Genomic DNA, 17,445 nt, shown 5'->3' on the forward strand with positions numbered 1-17,445 from the left:
AGCTGGACACCGTCACGCCGTTGAGCGTTGATGAGTTGCCGCGCGCTGGGGACGGCGTTTCATCATGATTCGCTTGCGCGGCGGTGTGCGTGGGCGGCGGTGTGCGTGGGCGGCGGTGTGCGTGGGCGGCGGCGGGCGCGGGTGGCCGCGGCGGGCGAGCGTTGATGAGTTGCGGCGTGCCGGGCGTGGGAGTTCATCATGATCTCGGCACGAGCCGGCGGGCGTTGATGAGTTGCGGCGTGTTGGGCGCGGGAGTTCATCATGGGCGCGGGCGCGGGCGCGGGCGCGGGCGCGGGCGCGGGCGCGGGCACGGGCGCGCGGGCGGCGGCGGTGGCGGTGGCAGGGGCGGCGAGGAGGGGAGCGGCGTGGGGATCGAGGAGCGGGTGCGGGGGATCTGTCTCGGGCTGCCTGAGGTCAGCGAGCGGGACAGTCATGGGTCGCCGGCGTTCTTCGTACGTGGGAAGCGTGGGTTTGTGCATTTGATGGTGGACGGGCATCACCGGGACGAGTTTCCGCAGATGTGGTGTGCGGCGCCGGTGGGAGCGCAGGAGGAGTTGATCGCGGCTGATCCGGAGCGGTTCTTCCGGCCGCCCTATGTGGGGCACCGGGGGTGGGTCGGGGTGCGGCTCGATGGGGATCCGGACTGGGACGAGATCGCCGAAGTGTGCGCGGACGCCTATCGGGCCATCGCGCCGAAGGGGTTGATCGTGAAGCTCGACGGTGGACAGTAGGGTAGAACAACGGGTGTGAAGAAGCCCTCCAAGCGTGTGGTCACGGTCGTCGCGGTCGTGGCGCTGATCGTCATCGCGATCATGGTCAGCAACTCACGGGAGGACGAGCAGCACACCGGGCTCGATGCGGCGGGGCAGCAGGCCTGCGACGACTTCGGCTCGGGCTATCCGAAGGCCGAGACCAAACCGGAGCGGCTGTCGCTCGCCGACAAGGTGACGGCTTCGTCGGGCAAGACCGACAACAAGGCGATCCAGCAGACGGCCGCCTCGATGGGCAACGCGGCGAGCGACGGCGGCTCGGCGTGGAAGAAGGCCGCCGACGACCTCACGGCTGCCTGCAAGAGCGCCGGCTGGGTCGCGCCCTGAGGTCGGCCGCGCGGGGCCGGGGGCGCGGGGCGAGGTCGGCGGGGCGAGGTCGGCGGGGCGAGGTCGGGCGGCGTGGACCCGGGGACGGCGGGGCGAGGTCGGGCGGCGTGGACCCGGGGACGGCGGGGCGAGGTCGGGCGGCGTGTGGACCCGGGGACGGCGGGGCGAGGTCGGGGGCTCGCTCAGGCGTCGGTGATGTCGGCGACGATTACGGTTACGTTGTCGGGGGCGCCGTTTTCCAAAGTGCGGTGGACCAGCTCGGCCGCCGCCGTTTTGCGGTCGGCGTTGCTGAGCAGAGTCTGCAGGATGACGCTGTCCTCCACATAGTCGGACAGGCCGTCGCTGCACAACAGGAAACGGTCGCCGGGCACCACCGGCACCATGCGGCCCGCGGGGCGGAACGGGCCACCCTGGACCGCCTGCGTCACCAGGGCGCGCTGCGGGTGGCGGCGGGCGTCGTCGGGGGTGAGGACGCCCTGGTCGACCAAGGCCTGGACGTACGTGTCGTCCTTGGTGATCTGGGTCAGCTCGCCGTCGCGGACCAGATAGCACCTTGAGTCGCCGACGTTCAGCGCGGCCATGCGCTCGCCGGAGAGCAGCAACGCGGTCACCGTCGTGCCCATGCCGTCGCGGGCGTCGTCGTCGGCCACGGCGGCCTCGATGCGCTCGTTGGCCGTGGTGAGCGCGGCGATCAGGTCCTGCAGCGGCTCGCCGGTGTCGGGCATCTCGTCGACCACGCCGAGCGCCTGCACCAGGATGTCGCTGGCCAGCTCGCCGGCGGGCAGCCCGCCCATGCCGTCCGCCACCACGAGGAGGCGGTTTCCGACGAACACCGCGTCTTCGTTGTTGGACCGCACGAGGCCCTGATCGGTGGCGGCGACCGCCCGAACGACAAGCGTCATGTGACAAGACTGCCAAAGGCCTGAGGAGATGTCTCTAGTACCTCCTACGTAGTGTGTGTTGATGATGGCGATGCCGATGGTGGGTCGGGCGCCCGCGGTGGAGGAGCTGCGGCGGGCGTGGTCCCGCGTGCGCGCACACCGGGAGCCGATCGCGGCGGTCGTCACAGGTGCCGCCGGAACAGGGAAAAGTGCCCTGGTGGCGGCGTTCCTGCGCGAGCAGGAGAAGACCAGCGTGCTCGCCGGCACGGCCCGGGTGCACTCGCCGGCGCCCTACGACTGGCTCGCCGCGGTGCTGGCCGGGCGGGACACGCGCGGGCTCGACGTGCCACCGGACGCGCTGTCCTGGCTCAAACAGGACCCTGATGTCCCCCGTGAGCGGTACACTCCCGACGCCCTGCTGCGCATCGCGGTCAGTGTGGTCCGCCACCTCGTCGGCCGTGCTGAGGCCGTACTCGTGGTGGAGGATCTTCATGCTCTTGACCCCGCCAGCCTGAACCTGATCGCCGAGCTCGCCACGACGGACCTCCCGGCGCTCCTGCTGGTGACCAGTCAGCCTCCGGGGGCGGCCGTCTCCCCGCAGCTCACCGAGCGCACCCTCGCCCGTCTGGGCGGCACACCGGGCGCCGTGCGGCGACATCTGAGCGGTCTGCTTCCGGCCGAGGTCGGTCAAATTCTCCAGCACGTGTACGGGTCCGAAGCGTCATCGCCGGAGCTGGCCGAGGCCATCTGGCGGCGCACCGAGGGCAACCCCTACCGGCTGACGGAGCTGCTCGCGGTGGAGGGGGCCGACGTGCTGCGGACGCCGGCGGCCGACCTCACCGCCCGCGAGCGTGAGGTGCTGGGCCTGATCGCCGAGGGGATGGCGAACAAGCAGATCGCGTCGGCGCTGGGCATTTCCGTGCGAACCGTGACGGTTCACGTCTCCAATCTGCTCCGCAAGACGGGCGCCGCGTCGCGCACCGAGGCGGCGCTCTGGGCCCTCTCCGGACGCCGCTCGGGTGATCATCAAGCGGGGTGGCGCGACAACCCCCGAGCGGCTCGGTCACAATCGTCGGCGTGACGACAGCTATCCATCAGCGCATCGCCTCGGAGCTCGGGGTCCGCGACGGCCAGGTCACCGCGGCCGTCGAACTGCTCGACGGCGGAGCCACGGTGCCGTTCATCGCCCGCTACCGCAAGGAGGTGACCGGCGCCCTCGACGACACGCAGCTGCGCACCCTCGAGGAGCGGCTTGGTTACCTCCGTGAGCTGGAGGAGCGCCGGGCCGCGGTGCTGGAGTCGATCCGCTCGCAGGGCAAGCTCGACGACGCGCTCGAGCAGGCCATCCTCGCCGCCGACTCCAAGGCGCGGCTCGAGGACATCTACTTGCCGTACAAGCCGAAGAGGCGTACGCGTGCGCAGATCGCCCGCGAGGCCGGCCTCGAGCCGCTCGCCGACGCCCTGCTCGGTGACCCGGCGCTCGACCCTCGGGTGACGGCTGCGGCCTTCGTCGACGCCGAGAAGGGCGTGGCCGACGAGGCCGCCGCGCTGGACGGGGCGCGGGCGATCCTGATCGAGCGGTTCGCCGAGGACGCCGACCTGATCGGCGACCTGCGCGAGCAGATGTGGACCCGGGGGCGGCTGGTCGCCAAGGTGCGCGACGGCAAGCAGACCGACGGGGCGAAGTTCGCCGACTACTTCGACTTCGCCGAGCCGTACGCGAAACTGCCCTCCCACCGCATCCTGGCCATGTTCCGCGGTGAGAAGGAGGAGGTCCTCGACCTCACCATGGAACCGCACCCGGAGGAGGACGAGGGCTACTTCGAGGCCCGCATCGCCGGGCGCAACAACATCTCCGACCACGGGCGGGCCGGCGACCGCTGGCTCATCGACACGGTCCGCTGGGCCTGGCGCACCCGCGTCCTGATCCACCTCGGCGCCGACCTGCGGGTGCGCCTGTGGCAGGCGGCCGAGGACGAGGCGGTCCGCGTCTTCGCCGCCAACCTGCGCGACCTGCTCCTCGCCGCGCCGGCCGGCACCCGCTCGACCATGGGCCTCGACCCGGGCTTCCGCACCGGCGTGAAGGTCGCCGTCGTCGACGCGACCGGCAAGGTCGTCGCAACCGATGTGATCTACCCGCACGTCCCGCAGAACAAGTGGGACGAGTCGATCCACCGGCTGGCCGCGCTGGCCTCGGTGCACAACGTCGACCTGATCGCGATCGGCAACGGCACCGCGTCCCGCGAGACCGACAAGCTGGCCGGCGAACTGATCAAGCGGCACCCCGAGGCGAAACTGACCAAGGTGATGGTGTCGGAGGCGGGCGCGTCGGTCTACAGCGCCTCGGCGTACGCGGCGCAGGAGCTCCCGGGCATGGACGTGTCGCTGCGCGGCGCGGTCTCGATCGCCCGCCGCCTGCAGGACCCGCTCGCCGAGCTGGTGAAGATCGACCCGCGCTCGATCGGCGTCGGGCAGTACCAGCACGACCTCTCCGAGTCGAAGCTCTCGAAGTCGCTGGACGCGGTGGTCGAGGACTGTGTGAACGCGGTCGGCGTGGACGTCAACACCGCGTCGGCGCCGCTGCTGACCCGGGTGTCGGGTATCGGCGCGGGACTGGCGGAGAACATCGTGCTGCACCGCGACTCGAACGGCCCGTTCAGAACCCGCGGCGACATCAAGAAGGTGGCGCGGCTCGGGCCCAAGGCGTTCGAGCAGTGCGCGGGCTTCCTGCGGATCCCCGACGGCGACGACCCGCTCGACGCGTCGGCGGTGCACCCCGAGTCGTACCCGGTGGTCAGGACGATCCTGGCGACGGCGAACGCGGACATCAAGTCGCTGATCGGGAACAGCCCGCTGCTGCGCGCGCTGCGGCCGGAGCAGTTCGTGACCGACGCCGTCGGTCTGCCGACCGTTACCGACATCCTGCGCGAGCTGGACAAGCCGGGGCGGGACCCGCGGCCCGAGTTCACGACGGCGACCTTCGCCGAGGGCGTGGAGAAGATCTCGGACCTCACGCCCGGGATGGTTCTCGAGGGCGTGGTGACCAACGTGGCGGCGTTCGGGGCGTTCGTCGACATCGGCGTGCACCAGGACGGGTTGGTGCACGTGTCGGCGCTCTCCAACACGTTCGTGAAGGACCCGCGCGAGGTCGTCAAATCGGGCGATGTCGTGAAAGTTCGGGTTGTTGAGGTGGATGAGGCGCGGAAGCGTATTTCGCTCACCATGCGGCTGACGGACGAGCCGGCCCAGCGGCGGCCTCGCGAGGACGGGCGTCCCGGGCAGCAGCGCCAGGGCGGCGGTGGCGGCGGTGGCGGCGGTGGCGGCGGTGGCGGTGGCGGTGCTGGCGGTCAGCAGCGTCAGGGCGGCGGCGGGCAGCGTGGCGGTGCTCAGGGCGGCCAGCGTGGCGGCGGTCAGGGCGGGCAGCGCGGCGACCGTGGCGATCGCGGCGGCCAGGGCGGCGGCGGTCAGCGTCAGGGCGGCGGGCAGCGCGGCGACCGGGGCGGCCAGCGCCAGGGCGGCGGTCAGCGTCCGCAGCAGGGGCCGGTCAACGACGAGATGGCGGCGGCGCTGCGCCGGGCCGGCCTGATCAAGGATTGAGGTCGCGTCGAGGCCGGGCCGTGAGCCCGGCCTCCCGGCGCGGCCGCCGGCCCGGCTGGGCGTGGCGGCGGGCCGCGTTCCGGCGCGGCCCGTGCGGCCGTCGGCGCTCGGGCGGCTGGGCGTCAGCCCCAGATGCGGACGTTGCTGAAGGCGACCTCGTAGGGGCCGGCCTTCGGCACGCCGCCGTCGGTGTAGACGCCGAGCATCAGCTTGCCGCCGACTATCTCGGGGTCGGTCAGCGGGACCGTGCCCAGCGCCGAGCCGTCCCGTTCCAGCTGGAGCTCGGTGCCGACGGCGCGCAAGGCGATCCGGGCGGGGGCGCCGCCCACCGCGAGAGGCTGGTCGAGCGGGAACGAGCGGATCGTGGTGATCCCGCCCGGCGACTTGTGCGTGCCGACCGAGATCTTGTTGGCGCAGACCCGGATCAGATAGCCCTTCCACGGCGTGAACCGGAACCAGACCCCGGCACAGCTGTCGGCGGTCAGCAGCCGCACGCTCACCTCGGCGCGGAAGTCGGCGGGCACGTCGTCCTCGGGGCCGGCGCAGCGGTACAGGCCCCTCTCGGCGCGCCGGGCCACCAGCGCGCCGTTCGCGAAGGCGCAGTCGGCCTTCTCGGTGGCGAGAGCGTTGGCCTGCCAGTAGCGCTGGTGGCTCAGGTCGTCGTCGATGATCAGTGACTCGCCGGCCGGCCGGCTCCCCGCGAAGCTCGGCAGCGGCCCGACCGCGTCGGCCGCCTTGCCGGGCGGGCCGTCGAGGATGACCATCAGCGCGCCGGCGACCACGGCCAGGATGAGCGCGGCCACCGCCGCCGGCAGGAACCAGCGGCGGCCCGGCTCGGGCGGGGGAGGGCCGGGCAGCGGCATCGGCATCTCGGAGATCGGCACGGTGACGATCGAGTTCTCGTCGTAGCCCACCAGCCCGGTCGGGACGCTGATCGGAACGGCGCTGGTCGGGGCGTCCGCCTCGACATCGTCGACTCGCGCCGCCGTCACGCCCGAGACGGACGCCGCGCCGGAGACGGATGCCGCGCCGGAGACGAGTGCCGCGCCCGAGTCTGACGGCGCGTCGGCGGCCACGCCCGTCACGGCCTGGGCCTCGGCGGCCGCGGCGCGCAGGTCGGGCTGGTCGGCCAGGGCCGCCTTGGCGGCGGCGGGGCGGGACGGGCCGGAGATCAGCAGGTCGAGCAGCTCTCGGGCGCTCGGCCTGTTTGCCGGGTCCTTCTCGAGGGCGTGCCCGACCAGCTCGCGCAACGGCCCGGTCAGGCCGGACAGGTCGGGCGGCTGGGTGAGGATCCGGGCCGCGGTGGCCGGCGGCGAGTCGGCCGCGAACGGGGTGCGGCCGGTTCCCGCGTACGCCACCACGCCGCCCCACGCGAAGATGTCCGCCGCCGGCGTCAGCGGGTCGTCGCCGTCGCCGAAGCGCTCCGGCGCCATGTACGCCACCGTGCCGACCATCTGGCCGCCGGCCGTGTTGCCGCCGGTCGACTCCATGGCCCGCGCGATGCCGAAGTCGATCACCTTGGGGCTGCCGGGCGCGAGCAGCACGTTGCGCGGCTTGAGATCGCGGTGGATCACGCCGGCGCCGTGGATCGCGGTCAGCGCGGTGGCCACGCCGATCGCGACGCTGTGCAGGTTGGCCGAGGTCAGCGGCCCGCGCTCCTCGACGACCTCGGCGAGGGTGGGCCCGTCGACGTACTCGACCACCAGGTACGGCCGGTCGTGATCGGGGTCGGCGTCGAGCACCTCGGCGGTGCAGAACGGCGGGACCAGCCGGGCGCTGGCGACCTCGCTGCGGAACCGGCGGCGGAACTCGTCGTCGGGCGCGAGATCGGCGCGCACCATCTTGACGGCGACCAGCACCCCGGCCTCCGTGCGGGCCAGGTAGACCGTGCCCATGCCGCCCTCGCCGAGCCGGCCGACGATCTCGTACGTTCCGAGGGTGCGCGGATCGTACGGGCGCAGTGGCTCCGTAGTCTCCGCAGGCATGATCGTCCCCGTCCCCCCGAACTTGGAGACGTCACTCTATCTGCCGAAGTCGCCGCCGACGTAGAGACACCCGGACCTTTGTGGCCGAACAGCGTCATGCTGGGTCCATGGACGAACGCCTCTCGGTCGCGCCGGTCGTGCCGCGCTTCGCCGCCGCGATCCGGCAGATGGCCGGGGTGACCGCGTTCTATGCCGGCGGCTCGATCGGCTCCGGCGACTACCGGCCCGGGATCAGCGACCTCGACCTGGTCGCGGTCATCGGCGCGCCGCTGACGCGGACGCGGAGGGATAGGTTGCGCTCACTGCATCGCACTCTGGGCGTGGCAAAACTGCATTGCGCGTACGTGTCATTGCCGGATATTTCCGATGTCGGCCGGAAGCATGTCAACTGGGCGCACGAGCGCATGTTCCGCCGGCCGTTGAGCGGCATCTCCCGGGCCGAGCTGCACCAGTTCGGCGTCACCGTCTACGGCCCGTCGCCGGCCGAGCTGGTGCCCCCGGTCGGCCGGGACGAGCTCGCCGGGGCCGCCCGGGCCGAGCTGCGCGGCTACTGGACCGGCGCGGTCCGCCGGGCCCGGGTGTGGCGCACCGACCTGCACGTCGACCTCGGCCTCACCACCGTCTCCCGGGCGGACGTCACGATCGCGACCGGCCGCCTGATCACCAAGCGCGAGGCGATCGACCGGCTCCCGTCACTGGGCGTCCCCGAAAGCCTGACCGCCGAGATCCGCCGCCGGCGGGCCGGGGAGCGGGTGGAGCTCACCGATCCCGAGGTTCGCGCCCGTGCCGTACTCGTGCGGGGCCTGATGCGTGAGCAGCTCACCCGGCTGCTCGGGTGACTCTCGTGTCCGACAGCTGACTTGGCCGCTGACCTGCGCGTCCCGGCTCCCTACGATCACGGTCATGGACCGGCTCGAGATGCACGTCGCGCTCACCGCCCCGCCCGAGGTCGACGACGAGGATCTCGAGCGAGCCACCGCCAACCTGATCCGCGAGCTGCGCGAGCTCGACGTCGACGACGTGCGCCGCGCCGCCGGCGCCCGCGCCCCCGAGGGCAGCAAGGCCATCGACGGCGCCGCGCTGGGCGAGATCGCCATAGCGCTCGGCGCGGGCGGGGGAGCGCTCACCGTGGTGGTCGAGACCCTGCGCGAGTGGCTCGCGCGCCAGGGCCGTCGCCGTCGCATCGCGCTCACCATCGACGGCGACACCATCGAGCTGGAGAGCGCCACGGCCGCCGAGCGGGCCGAGCTGCTCCGCGCCTACGTGCAGAGACACCAGAAGCCCTGAGACGCCTCCGGCCCGCAGCGCCCTGCGCGTAGCCACCGACCGGCACGACGACACGGGCCGGCGGCGCTTGACCGCCCCGGCCGCCGACGCCGAGGCGCCGCGCAGATCGCCGATTTCGACGCGACGCTGCTGGTCAACGAGCCGCACCACGTCGTCGGGCGGGCCATCGCCGACCTGTACCGCGGTCTCCGGCGAGCAGATCAACGAGACATGGAGGCTAGCGGCTCCCGGCAGAAGGTACTGATGCTGGACTGCTGCTACAGCGGGCGCAACGTGCACTGGGTGCTGCCGGCGCGGGATGTTCCCGTCAGGGAGCCTGAGCCGGTGCGCCTTGCCTGGCCCGTACGAAATCAGAAATCGCGCTCGTCGTCGAACCACCCGCGGGCCTCGTCCAGGTCGGCGTCGGCTCGGGCGGCCAGTAAGAAGTACGCCTCCTCGGCGTCCTCGTGGCGATTGTGCTCGACCAGGTAGTCGTCCTCGCTCTGCAGCGCGTTCAACCGGCGGACGAAACCGCGCAGCACCCGCTCCGCCTCGTAAGGGTTGCCGTCCAGCGCGGCGGCGGCCTCGCCGTACGCCGCTGCCACCTCCGCGGCGGCCTCGGCGTTGTGATCGGCCCAATCCTGGATCAGCGCAACCTGCTCCCGCATCCCCCCATAATAGGATTTTTACCCATCTTTTAACCACTCGGTCGCCAGCAGCCCGAAGATCAGATCGTCGGTCCACTCGCCCTTGATGTAGGTCTGCTCGCGCAGCCGCCCCTCGAGGGTGAAGCCCAGCCGCTCCATCAGCGTCGCCGAGGGGGTGTTCCGGGCGTCGCACTCCCCGGCCACCTTGTGCAGGCCCTGGAGGCGGAACAGGCGGTCCAGCACGGCGCTCACCGCCTCGGTGGCGTACCCGTGCTTTTGATAGGGGGTCGCGAGGGTGAAGCCGACCTCGGCCTGCAGCAGGTTGTCGTGCAGATGCACCGCGACGTCGCCGATCAGGGTCTTGTCGGTGGCGCGCTCGATCGCGTACTGGAACCAGCCCGGCTTGCCGGGGTCGGACGCCATGAAGTTGGCGACCGCGGTCTCGGCCCGCAGCAGCGGGAACGGCGCGTCCCAGGACTGGTACCGCGCCACCGCCGGGTCCGACCGGTACCCGGCCAGCACCGGGGCGTCGGCGGCCCGGAAGCGACGAAGGAGGAGCCGTTCCGTGGTGATGAGCATTCGCCGAGGATACGGCGGGGTCCTGGCCGCCACGCTGGCGCTGGCCGCGTGCACCAGCACCCCCACGACTCCGCAGTGGGCTGCCGGAGACAGCCCCTCGACGCCCGTCGCGACCACGACCGCACCGGCGAGGAATTGCGCCAGGCCCACCGCCCCCAGCGGCTGGGGCCCGCTCATCTTCCAGGACGACTTCAACGGCAAGTCCCTGACCGCCACGAAATGGTCGGTCTACGACGACCCCGACGGCCACGTCCCCCGCGACCCCTCCCGGGTCACCGTCGCCGGCGGCGAGCTGCGCATCACCGGCGGCAAGGGCGCCGACGGCCGCGACGTCTCCGGAGGCCTCTCCAGCGACGTCAACTTCATGTACGGCCACGTCGACGTCTGCTTCAAGGTCGACCGCGGCGCCGGCTACTCGGCGATCCTGCTGCTCTGGCCCCAGAGCGAGAAATGGCCCGACGACGGCGAGATCGACATCTCCGAGGTGAACCGCGGCGCCCGCGCCTACACCAACAGCTTCGTGCACAACCACCCCAACAACGACCGCCTCGGCCACACCACCCGAGCCGACTTCACCCAGTGGCACGTCATGAGCGCCGACTGGACCCCCGACCGGGTCACCTTCTACCTGGACGGCGACAAGCAGTGGACCGTAGGCCTCGACGAGCGCACCGACGGCCTGGTACCCACCACCTCGCCCATGCACCTGGCCATCCAGCTGGACCAGGGCTGCGACGCCTTCATCGAGTGCCGCAACGCCGCCACCCCCGCCAAGGTCGTCATGCACACCGACTGGGTCCGCATCTACGCCTACAAACAGGGCATTTGATCGTACGGGCTCGGCAAGCCGACCCGGCTCAGGCTCCCTGACGGGAACCTCGCGCGCCGCCCCGTCCCCACCCGTCGGCCCGGCGCCCGCCGGCGCCGCACCGGCGGCCCCTCGCTCCGCCCTCCCCGCGGTCGCGGCTCCCCAGCCCGCGACCCACATCGGCACACAACCCTGCTGGTACGCGACGGCGCGATCACCACCGCGCCCGGCTGGCAGGCCCAGCCGGTCGCGCTGGAGGACCTGGTGATGGCGTACCTGCGCCGGCCGTCCGGGCCGAGCGCCGCGGTCACGTCAGGGTGGCGGCATGACGTGGTTGATCTGGCGTCAGCACCGGACCGAGGTCTGCGTCCTGGCCTGGCCGCGAAGCTTCTGTTCGCGTTCGGCGTCGCCTTCGGGGCGTTCCTCGCCGCGAGGATGCCGGTGGCGCTGTTGGCCCGTCCCGCGTACGCCACCCCGCTCACCACCACGGAGCCGGTGCCCGTCGGCGGCTCGACAGACCAGGCCGGCGCCGCCAACCGGGCCGGCACCAACGTCAACCAGTTCCTGCACGCGCGGGCCATCCAGCAGTTCGAGATCTACCACCCGGCCGACCGGTTCTGGACGTTCCAGCTCATCGAGGCGGCCCTGTTCGTCACCGTCGCGGCGGTCCTGATCGGTGTGGTCGTGTGGCGGGTGCGGCGCCGTACGATCTAGTGCCCTCTGTCGTCGGCACGGCGGACATCTTGCCATCACTTTGATGTGGTGTAGTGCGCGTGTGGATCTAGATGCATTCTGGGCGCTGATCGAGCGCAGCGGCCGGGAAACCGCCGACCCCGACGAGCGCACCGACTGGCTCATCGACGCGCTCGCCGGCTATCCGGCCGCCGGCATCGTCGACTTCCAGCTGCACCTGGACGCCCTGCGCGACCGGATCGACACCTACCGCCTGTGGGGCGCCGCCTGGCTGGTCTGCGGCGGGCTCTGCTCCGACGACGGCTTCTGGTACTTCCAGGCGTGGCTGATCGGGCAGGGTCGCGAGGTCTTCGAGGCGGTGGCCGCCGACCCGGACGCGCTGGCCGACGTGCCCGCGATCCGGGAGCTGGCCGGCCGCGACTCCGAGGAGTGGGCCGAGGCGGAGTGGCCCGACTGGGAGAGCCTCGACGACGTGGCTGAGGACGCCTACGAGGAGGCCACCGACGGCGACCTCGAGCAGGTCCTGGTGGACCGCGGGTACGACTTCCGCCTCTCGCCGGAGCCCCCGGACACGCAGTGGAACTGGGAGGACGACGAGGAGATGGAGCGCCGCTACCCGCGGCTCACGAAGATCTTCTAACCCTCGTAGCGGAGCCAGACCGCGCCCAGTGGCGGCACCCGCAGCGACACCGACGCGTTGAAGCCGTGCCACGGGAGTTCCTCGGCGGTCACCTCGCCGAGGTTGCCGACGCCGGAGCCGCCGTACAGCTCGCTGTCGGTGTTGATGACCTCGGCCCAGCGGCCGGTCCGGGGCAGGCCGATGCGATAGCCCTCGTGGGGGATGGCGGCGAAGTTGACGATGCACGCCAGCGCGTCGCCGTTGGGCGCGAAGCGGACGAACGAGAACGTGTTGTGCTGCGAGTCCTCGCTGGTGATCCAGCGGAACCCGGTCGGCGACGTGTCCTGCGTCCAGATCGCGGGGGACTCGCGGTAGACCCGGTTGAGGTCCTTGACCAGGGTCTGCACGCCGCCGAACTGCGGGTCGGCGAGGTGGGCCCAGTCGAGGCCGCGCTCCTCGCTCCACTCCTGCAGGTCAGCCATCTCGCCGCCCATGAACAGCAACTGCTTGCCGGTGAACGCCCACATGAAGCCGAGCAGCGCCCGGGTGTTGGCCAGCTTCTGCCAGAGGTCGCCGGGCATCTTGCCGGTCAAAGAGCCTTTTCCGTGTACGACTTCGTCGTGGCTGATCGGCAGGATGTAGTTCTCGCTCCAGGCGTACACCGTCGCGAAGGTCATCTGGTGGTGGTGCCACTGCCGGTAGATCGGCTCCTTGGTCATGTAGGTCAAGGTGTCGTTCATCCAGCCCATGTTCCACTTGAAGCCGAAGCCGAGGCCGCCCAGGTGGGTGGGGCGGGTGACGCCGGGCCAGGCGGTGGACTCCTCGGCGATCGTGATCACGCCGGGGTTGTTCTTGTAGACGGTCGCGTTCATCTCCTGCAGGAAGCTGATCGCGTCCAGGTTCTCCCGGCCGCCGTACTGGTTGGGCGTCCACTCGCCGTCCTTGCGGGAGTAGTCGAGGTAGAGCATCGAGGCGACCGCGTCGACCCGCAAGCCGTCGGCGTGGAACTCCTCGCACCAGTAGATGGCGTTGGCCACCAGGAAGTTGCGGACCTCCTTGCGGCCGAAGTCGAAGACGTACGTGCCCCAGTCGGGGTGCTCGCCGCGCCGCCAGTCGCCGTGCTCGTAAAGGGGTGTCCCGTCGAAGCGCGCGAGGGCCCACTCGTCCTTGGGGAAGTGGGCCGGCACCCAGTCGAGGATCACGCCGATCCCGGCTTGGTGCAATTTGTCGACCAAATACCGAAATTCGTCGGGATTTCCGAAACGCGACGTGGGGGCGAAATATCCCGTCACCTGATAACCCCACGAGCCCCCGAACGGGTGCTCCATGACGGGCATGAGCTCCACATGGGTGAAGCCCATGTCGGTGACATATTCGGTCAATTCGGATGCAAGATCTACGTAGGACAAACCGGGCCGCCAGGATCCGAGATGCACCTCGTAGACGCTCATCGGCTCCTGGTGCCAGGCCTTCGAGGCCCTCTCCCGCATCCAGGTCGCGTCTTCCCACGAGTAGGAGGACGAGAAGACGACCGACGCGGTCGCCGGCGGCACCTCGGTGTGCTGGGCCAGGGGATCGGCGTGCTCCCGCCACACCCCGTCCCGCCCGAGGATCTTGAACTTGTACTTCGAGCCGACGTGCGCGTCCGGGATGTACACCTCCCAGACGCCGCTCGACCCGAGCGACCGCATCGGCCACCCGTCGTACGGACCCCAGCCCACGAAGTCGCCGACCACCTGCACGCCCCGGGCGCTCGGCGCCCACACCGCGAAGCCCACGCCGGTGCCGCGCGGCTGCGCCCCCAGCACCCGCCACAGCTTCTCGTGCCGGCCCTCGCCGATCAGGTGCAGGTCGAGCTCACCCAGGGTGGGCAGATGCCTATACGGGTCGTCGACCTCCTTGCCGTCCACGTCGAGGCGGTAGTCGAGGACCGTGCCGGGCAGCTCGGCGGCGAAGATGCCGTCGTCGTGCACCTTGAGCATCTCGACCCGGTCGCCGTCGTGGATCACCGCGACCTTCTCGGCGCCCTTGCGCAGGGTGCGGATCACCGTGACGGAGCCGGTCGGGTGCGCGCCGAGGACGGCGTGCGGGTCGTGCGTGTCGCCGGCCACCACTCCGTTCATGGCGCGCTGGTCGGCGGCGAGCGAGGGGGTGGGGTGGCCGATCACGACAGTGACTCCTTTCCGACCAGCCGATTGATCGATCGCAGCGGGATCCGCAGCCAACCAGGCCGGTGACGGGCTTCGTAGGCGGCCTCGTAGACCGCTTTGTCCAACTCGTACGCGGCCAGCAGCGCCGCCTGGGAACGGGGGTCGTTGCCGGAGGCGTGCGCGTACCCGTCGCAGAAAGCGGCCCGGTTGCGGTCGACCCACTCCCGGGCCCGGGCCGCCAGGTGCTCGTCGTCGTCCGAGTCGACCAGCAACTGGTACGCCGCATACTCGTAGCTGCGCAGCACGCCGGCCACATCACGCAGGGGTGAATCCGGCAGGCGGCGCTCCTCGAGCGGCACTCCCGGCTCGCCCTCGAAGTCGATCAGCAGCCACGCCTCGGGCGTGCGCAGCACCTGTCCGAGGTGCAGGTCGCCATGGATGCGCTGCACGGTGACCTCCTCGCCGGCGAGCGAGCGGAACCGCGCCTCGATGGTCGGCACGTACTGCTGGATCTCGCTGACCGCGTTCGCGTTCTGCCGCAGCCGGGCCAGCACCGCGTCGAGCGGGAACGGCGCCGGTCCGGAGCCGAGCGCCTCGGCCAGGTCGGCGTGCACCGACGCGACCGCCTCGCCCAGCCGGTAGGACTCGCCCTGGAAGTCGCCGCCCACCTCGTCGGCGGCCATCTCGGCGTCGGCGAACAGGTCGCGCGCCGACGCGGTCGCCATCGCCCAGCCCTCGGCCGAGTTCGCCGCGTACTCGGTCACCATGCCCAGCGGCGACGGCTCGCCGCTCTCGGTGGTCTGGAACGAGCCGAGGAGCTTGGCCACGTGCTGGTTGCCGTGCCGGCCGAGCACCCGGTTCAGCTCGATGTCGGGGTTGATGCCGCTGGCCACCCGGCGGAAGACCTTGAGGATCGCCTCCTGGCCGAAGATCACGCTGGTGTTGCTCTGCTCGGCGTCGAACACCCGCGGGTACGAGTCGTCACCCGGGAACTCCGCGCCCGGCTCGGGCTCGAAGACCACGTCGCCCGTGGTGCCGCCCGCCGCGACCAGCGACAGGAGGTACCGGACGGCGCCCTGGTCGTAGAGCGCGTCGTAGCCCGTGCCCTTGTCCACGGTGCCGATGGTGGCCACGCCGCTGAACTCGGCGATCGGGCCGTGGTCCCAGGCCACGATCACCTGGTATCGCTCGGAGCTGCCGTCGGTGTACTCGACGTCGATGAGCACCAGGTCGAGGTTGTCGCCGAGCTTGGTCGACGACGCCTCCTTGACCGACGAAAGCGTGCGGGCCTTGCCGGCGTACCAGCGCTGTTGCGGCAGCCACTCGGCGAAGGGCAGCGTCATTGCTTCTCCTCGCTCCTGCACAGCTGGAACCAGTAGAAGCCGTGCCCGGGAAGGGTCAGCAGATACGGCAACTGTCCGACGCGCGGGAAATTCACGTGCCCGGTCAGCTCGACCGGCGTGTACCCGTTCCAGTGCTGCAGGTTGAGCTCGATCGGTTGCGGGAAGCGCGACAGGTTGTTGACGCAGAGCACCACGTCGTCGCCGTTCTCGCGCAGATAGGCCAGCACCGACGGGTTCGACCCGCCGAGCTCGCGGAACGTGCCGACGGCGAACGCTTCGTGGCGGCGTCGCACCGCCAGCATCGTACGCGTCCAGTTGAGCAGCGACGTCGAGCTGTCGCGCTGGGCCTCCACGTTGACCGCCTGGTACCCGTACACCGGGTCCTGGTTGGCCGGGAGATAGAGGCGGCCCGGATTGGCGGTGGAGAACCCGGCGTTGCGGTCGGGCGTCCACTGCATCGGCGTGCGCACCCCGTCGCGGTCGCCGAGCCAGATGTTGTCGCCCATGCCGATCTCGTCGCCGTAGTACAGAACCGGCGAGCCGGGCAGCGACAGCAGCAGCGCGGTGAACAGCTCGATCTGGTTGCGGTCGTTCTCCAGCAGGGGCGCGAGCCGCCGGCGAATACCCACGTTGGCCTTCATCCGCGGGTCCTTGGCGTACTCCGAGTACATGTAGTCGCGCTCTTCGTCGGTGACCATCTCGAGGGTCAGCTCGTCGTGGTTGCGCAGGAAGATGCCCCACTGGCAGTTGTCCGGGATGGCCGGCGTCTGCGCGAGGATCTCGGAGATCGGGAAGCGGGACTCACGGCGCACCGCCATGAAGATGCGCGGCATCAGCGGGAAGTGGAACGCCATGTGGCACTCGTCGCCGCCCGAGCGCGGGTCGCCGAAGTACTCGACCACGTCGGCCGGCCACTGGTTGGCCTCGGCCAGCAGCACCCGGCCCGGGAACTCGTCGTCGATCACCTTGCGGCAGTGCTTGAGGAACGCGTGCGTCTCGGGCAGGTTCTCCCCGTTGGTGCCCTCCCGCTCGTACAGGTAGGGGACCGCGTCCAGCCGGAAGCCGTCGATGCCCAGGTCCAGCCAGAAGCGCAGGACGTCGAGCATCGCCTCCTGCACGGCCGGGTTGTCGTAGTTGAGGTCGGGCTGGTGGGAGAAGAACCGGTGCCAGAAGAACTGCCGGCGGACCGGATCGAACGTCCAGTTGGACTCCTCGGTGTCGACGAAGATGACCCGGGCGTCCTGGTACTTGTCGCTGGTGTCGCTCCATACATAGAAATCGCCGTACGGCCCGTCGGGGTCACGGCGTGACTCCTGGAACCACGCGTGCTGGTCACTCGTGTGGTTCATGACGAGGTCGGTGATCACCCGGATGCCGCGCTTGTGGGCCGCGTCGAGCAGCGCCACGAAGTCCTCGACCGTGCCGAACTCGGGCAGCACCCGGTAGAAGTCGCTGATGTCGTAGCCGCCGTCGCGCAGCGGCGACTGGTAGAACGGCGGCAGCCAGAGGCAGTCGACGCCCAGCCACTGCAGGTAGTCGAGGCGCTCGATCAGGCCACGCAGGTCGCCGGCGCCGTCCGAGCCGGAGTCGTAGAAGGCCCGGACGAGAACCTCGTAGAACACGGCCCGTTGAAACCAGGTGGCGTCGGCGGGAAGCGTGCGGGCGTGGCCGAAATCCTCCGCCGTGGGATGCTCGACCACGCCGTCCTCGACGTGGCTGCCCTCAGACGGGTCGTGTTCCTCGATCAGGTCCATTGCGTTCCCCACCTACCCCACCCGCA

Annotated in this window: 16 protein-coding genes; 9 read left to right on the forward strand and 7 right to left on the reverse strand. The window is 70.9% G+C overall.

Features of this window, described 5'->3' with window-relative positions:
* The first annotated feature begins 365 nt into the window (after positions 1 to 365).
* Together ACQPZX_RS18560 and ACQPZX_RS18565 are read left to right on the forward strand one after the other, a co-directional pair.
* Complete coding sequence (locus ACQPZX_RS18560) at positions 366 to 731, forward strand: MmcQ/YjbR family DNA-binding protein (RefSeq protein WP_433382232.1); 366 nt, start codon at positions 366 to 368, stop codon at positions 729 to 731.
* Between the two features lie 15 nt (positions 732 to 746).
* The gene (locus ACQPZX_RS18565) at positions 747 to 1,097 is read left to right on the forward strand and encodes a hypothetical protein (protein WP_433382235.1); all 351 of its coding nucleotides are present in this window, start codon (positions 747 to 749) and stop codon (positions 1,095 to 1,097) included.
* Positions 1,098 to 1,279: 182 nt separating this feature from the next.
* On the opposite strand, the gene ACQPZX_RS18570 is transcribed toward ACQPZX_RS18565, so the two are convergent.
* A complete protein-coding gene (locus ACQPZX_RS18570) occupies positions 1,280 to 1,999 on the reverse strand; it encodes a PP2C family protein-serine/threonine phosphatase (RefSeq protein ID WP_433382238.1) in 720 nt (239 codons plus the stop codon).
* 61 nt (positions 2,000 to 2,060) lie between these two features.
* On the opposite strand from ACQPZX_RS18570, the gene ACQPZX_RS18575 reads away from it, so the two are divergent.
* Both ACQPZX_RS18575 and ACQPZX_RS18580 read left to right on the forward strand, forming a co-directional pair.
* Complete coding sequence (locus ACQPZX_RS18575) at positions 2,061 to 3,059, forward strand: LuxR C-terminal-related transcriptional regulator (RefSeq protein WP_433382241.1); 999 nt, start codon at positions 2,061 to 2,063, stop codon at positions 3,057 to 3,059.
* Entirely contained in the window at positions 3,056 to 5,575 is a 2,520-nt protein-coding gene (locus ACQPZX_RS18580) for a Tex family protein (RefSeq protein WP_433382244.1), read from the forward strand. Before ACQPZX_RS18575 ends, ACQPZX_RS18580 begins: the two co-directional genes overlap by 4 nt.
* A 122-nt stretch (positions 5,576 to 5,697) precedes the next feature.
* Here ACQPZX_RS18580 and ACQPZX_RS18585 read toward each other — a convergent pair whose 3' ends face one another.
* Complete coding sequence (locus tag ACQPZX_RS18585; RefSeq protein ID WP_433382247.1) at positions 5,698 to 7,560, reverse strand: serine/threonine-protein kinase; 1,863 nt, start codon at positions 7,558 to 7,560, stop codon at positions 5,698 to 5,700.
* 107 nt (positions 7,561 to 7,667) lie between these two features.
* On the opposite strand from ACQPZX_RS18585, the gene ACQPZX_RS18590 reads away from it, so the two are divergent.
* Positions 7,668 to 8,399, forward strand: coding sequence for a nucleotidyltransferase domain-containing protein (locus ACQPZX_RS18590; protein WP_433382250.1), 732 nt, complete (start codon positions 7,668 to 7,670; stop codon positions 8,397 to 8,399).
* A 64-nt stretch (positions 8,400 to 8,463) separates the two neighbouring features.
* Positions 8,464 to 8,847 (forward strand): effector-associated constant component EACC1, encoded by a 384-nt coding sequence (locus ACQPZX_RS18595; protein ID WP_433382252.1) that lies wholly within the window; start codon positions 8,464 to 8,466, stop codon positions 8,845 to 8,847.
* Between the two features lie 350 nt (positions 8,848 to 9,197).
* Here ACQPZX_RS18595 and ACQPZX_RS18600 read toward each other — a convergent pair whose 3' ends face one another.
* The gene (locus tag ACQPZX_RS18600) at positions 9,198 to 9,494 is read right to left on the reverse strand and encodes a hypothetical protein (RefSeq protein WP_433382255.1); all 297 of its coding nucleotides are present in this window, start codon (positions 9,492 to 9,494) and stop codon (positions 9,198 to 9,200) included.
* A gap of 18 nt (positions 9,495 to 9,512) precedes the next feature.
* Positions 9,513 to 10,052 carry a GNAT family N-acetyltransferase gene (locus tag ACQPZX_RS18605; protein ID WP_433382257.1) on the reverse strand — a complete coding sequence of 180 codons (540 nt, stop codon included), beginning with the start codon at positions 10,050 to 10,052 and terminating at the stop codon, positions 9,513 to 9,515.
* Between ACQPZX_RS18605 and ACQPZX_RS18610 the strand changes: the two genes are divergently transcribed.
* The 3 genes from ACQPZX_RS18610 to ACQPZX_RS18620 all read left to right on the forward strand — a co-directional run bounded on the left by ACQPZX_RS18610 (position 10,045) and on the right by ACQPZX_RS18620 (position 12,193).
* Entirely contained in the window at positions 10,045 to 10,881 is an 837-nt protein-coding gene (locus ACQPZX_RS18610) for a glycoside hydrolase family 16 protein (RefSeq protein WP_433382260.1), read from the forward strand. The two genes, ACQPZX_RS18605 and ACQPZX_RS18610, sit on opposite strands and share 8 nt — an antisense overlap.
* A gap of 246 nt (positions 10,882 to 11,127) precedes the next feature.
* Positions 11,128 to 11,574 carry a hypothetical protein gene (locus tag ACQPZX_RS18615; protein ID WP_433382263.1) on the forward strand — a complete coding sequence of 149 codons (447 nt, stop codon included), beginning with the start codon at positions 11,128 to 11,130 and terminating at the stop codon, positions 11,572 to 11,574.
* Between the two features lie 61 nt (positions 11,575 to 11,635).
* Entirely contained in the window at positions 11,636 to 12,193 is a 558-nt protein-coding gene (locus ACQPZX_RS18620) for a DUF4240 domain-containing protein (RefSeq protein ID WP_433382266.1), read from the forward strand.
* Here ACQPZX_RS18620 and glgB read toward each other — a convergent pair.
* The 3 genes from glgB to treS are packed head-to-tail and all read right to left on the reverse strand — an operon-like array spanning position 12,190 to position 17,431.
* Entirely contained in the window at positions 12,190 to 14,295 is a 2,106-nt protein-coding gene (glgB, locus tag ACQPZX_RS18625; RefSeq protein WP_433385317.1) for a 1,4-alpha-glucan branching protein GlgB, read from the reverse strand. The two genes, ACQPZX_RS18620 and glgB, sit on opposite strands and share 4 nt — an antisense overlap.
* A gap of 41 nt (positions 14,296 to 14,336) precedes the next feature.
* On the reverse strand, positions 14,337 to 15,665 hold the full coding sequence (locus ACQPZX_RS18630) for a maltokinase N-terminal cap-like domain-containing protein (protein WP_433382268.1): 1,329 nt from the start codon (positions 15,663 to 15,665) through the stop codon (positions 14,337 to 14,339).
* On the reverse strand, positions 15,662 to 17,431 hold the full coding sequence (treS, locus tag ACQPZX_RS18635; RefSeq protein ID WP_433382271.1) for a maltose alpha-D-glucosyltransferase: 1,770 nt from the start codon (positions 17,429 to 17,431) through the stop codon (positions 15,662 to 15,664). Before treS ends, ACQPZX_RS18630 begins: the two co-directional genes overlap by 4 nt.
* Positions 17,432 to 17,445: the final 14 nt, after the last annotated feature.

The organism is Actinoplanes sp. CA-142083 (assembly GCF_050942195.1).
Taxonomy (GTDB): domain Bacteria; phylum Actinomycetota; class Actinomycetes; order Mycobacteriales; family Micromonosporaceae; genus Actinoplanes.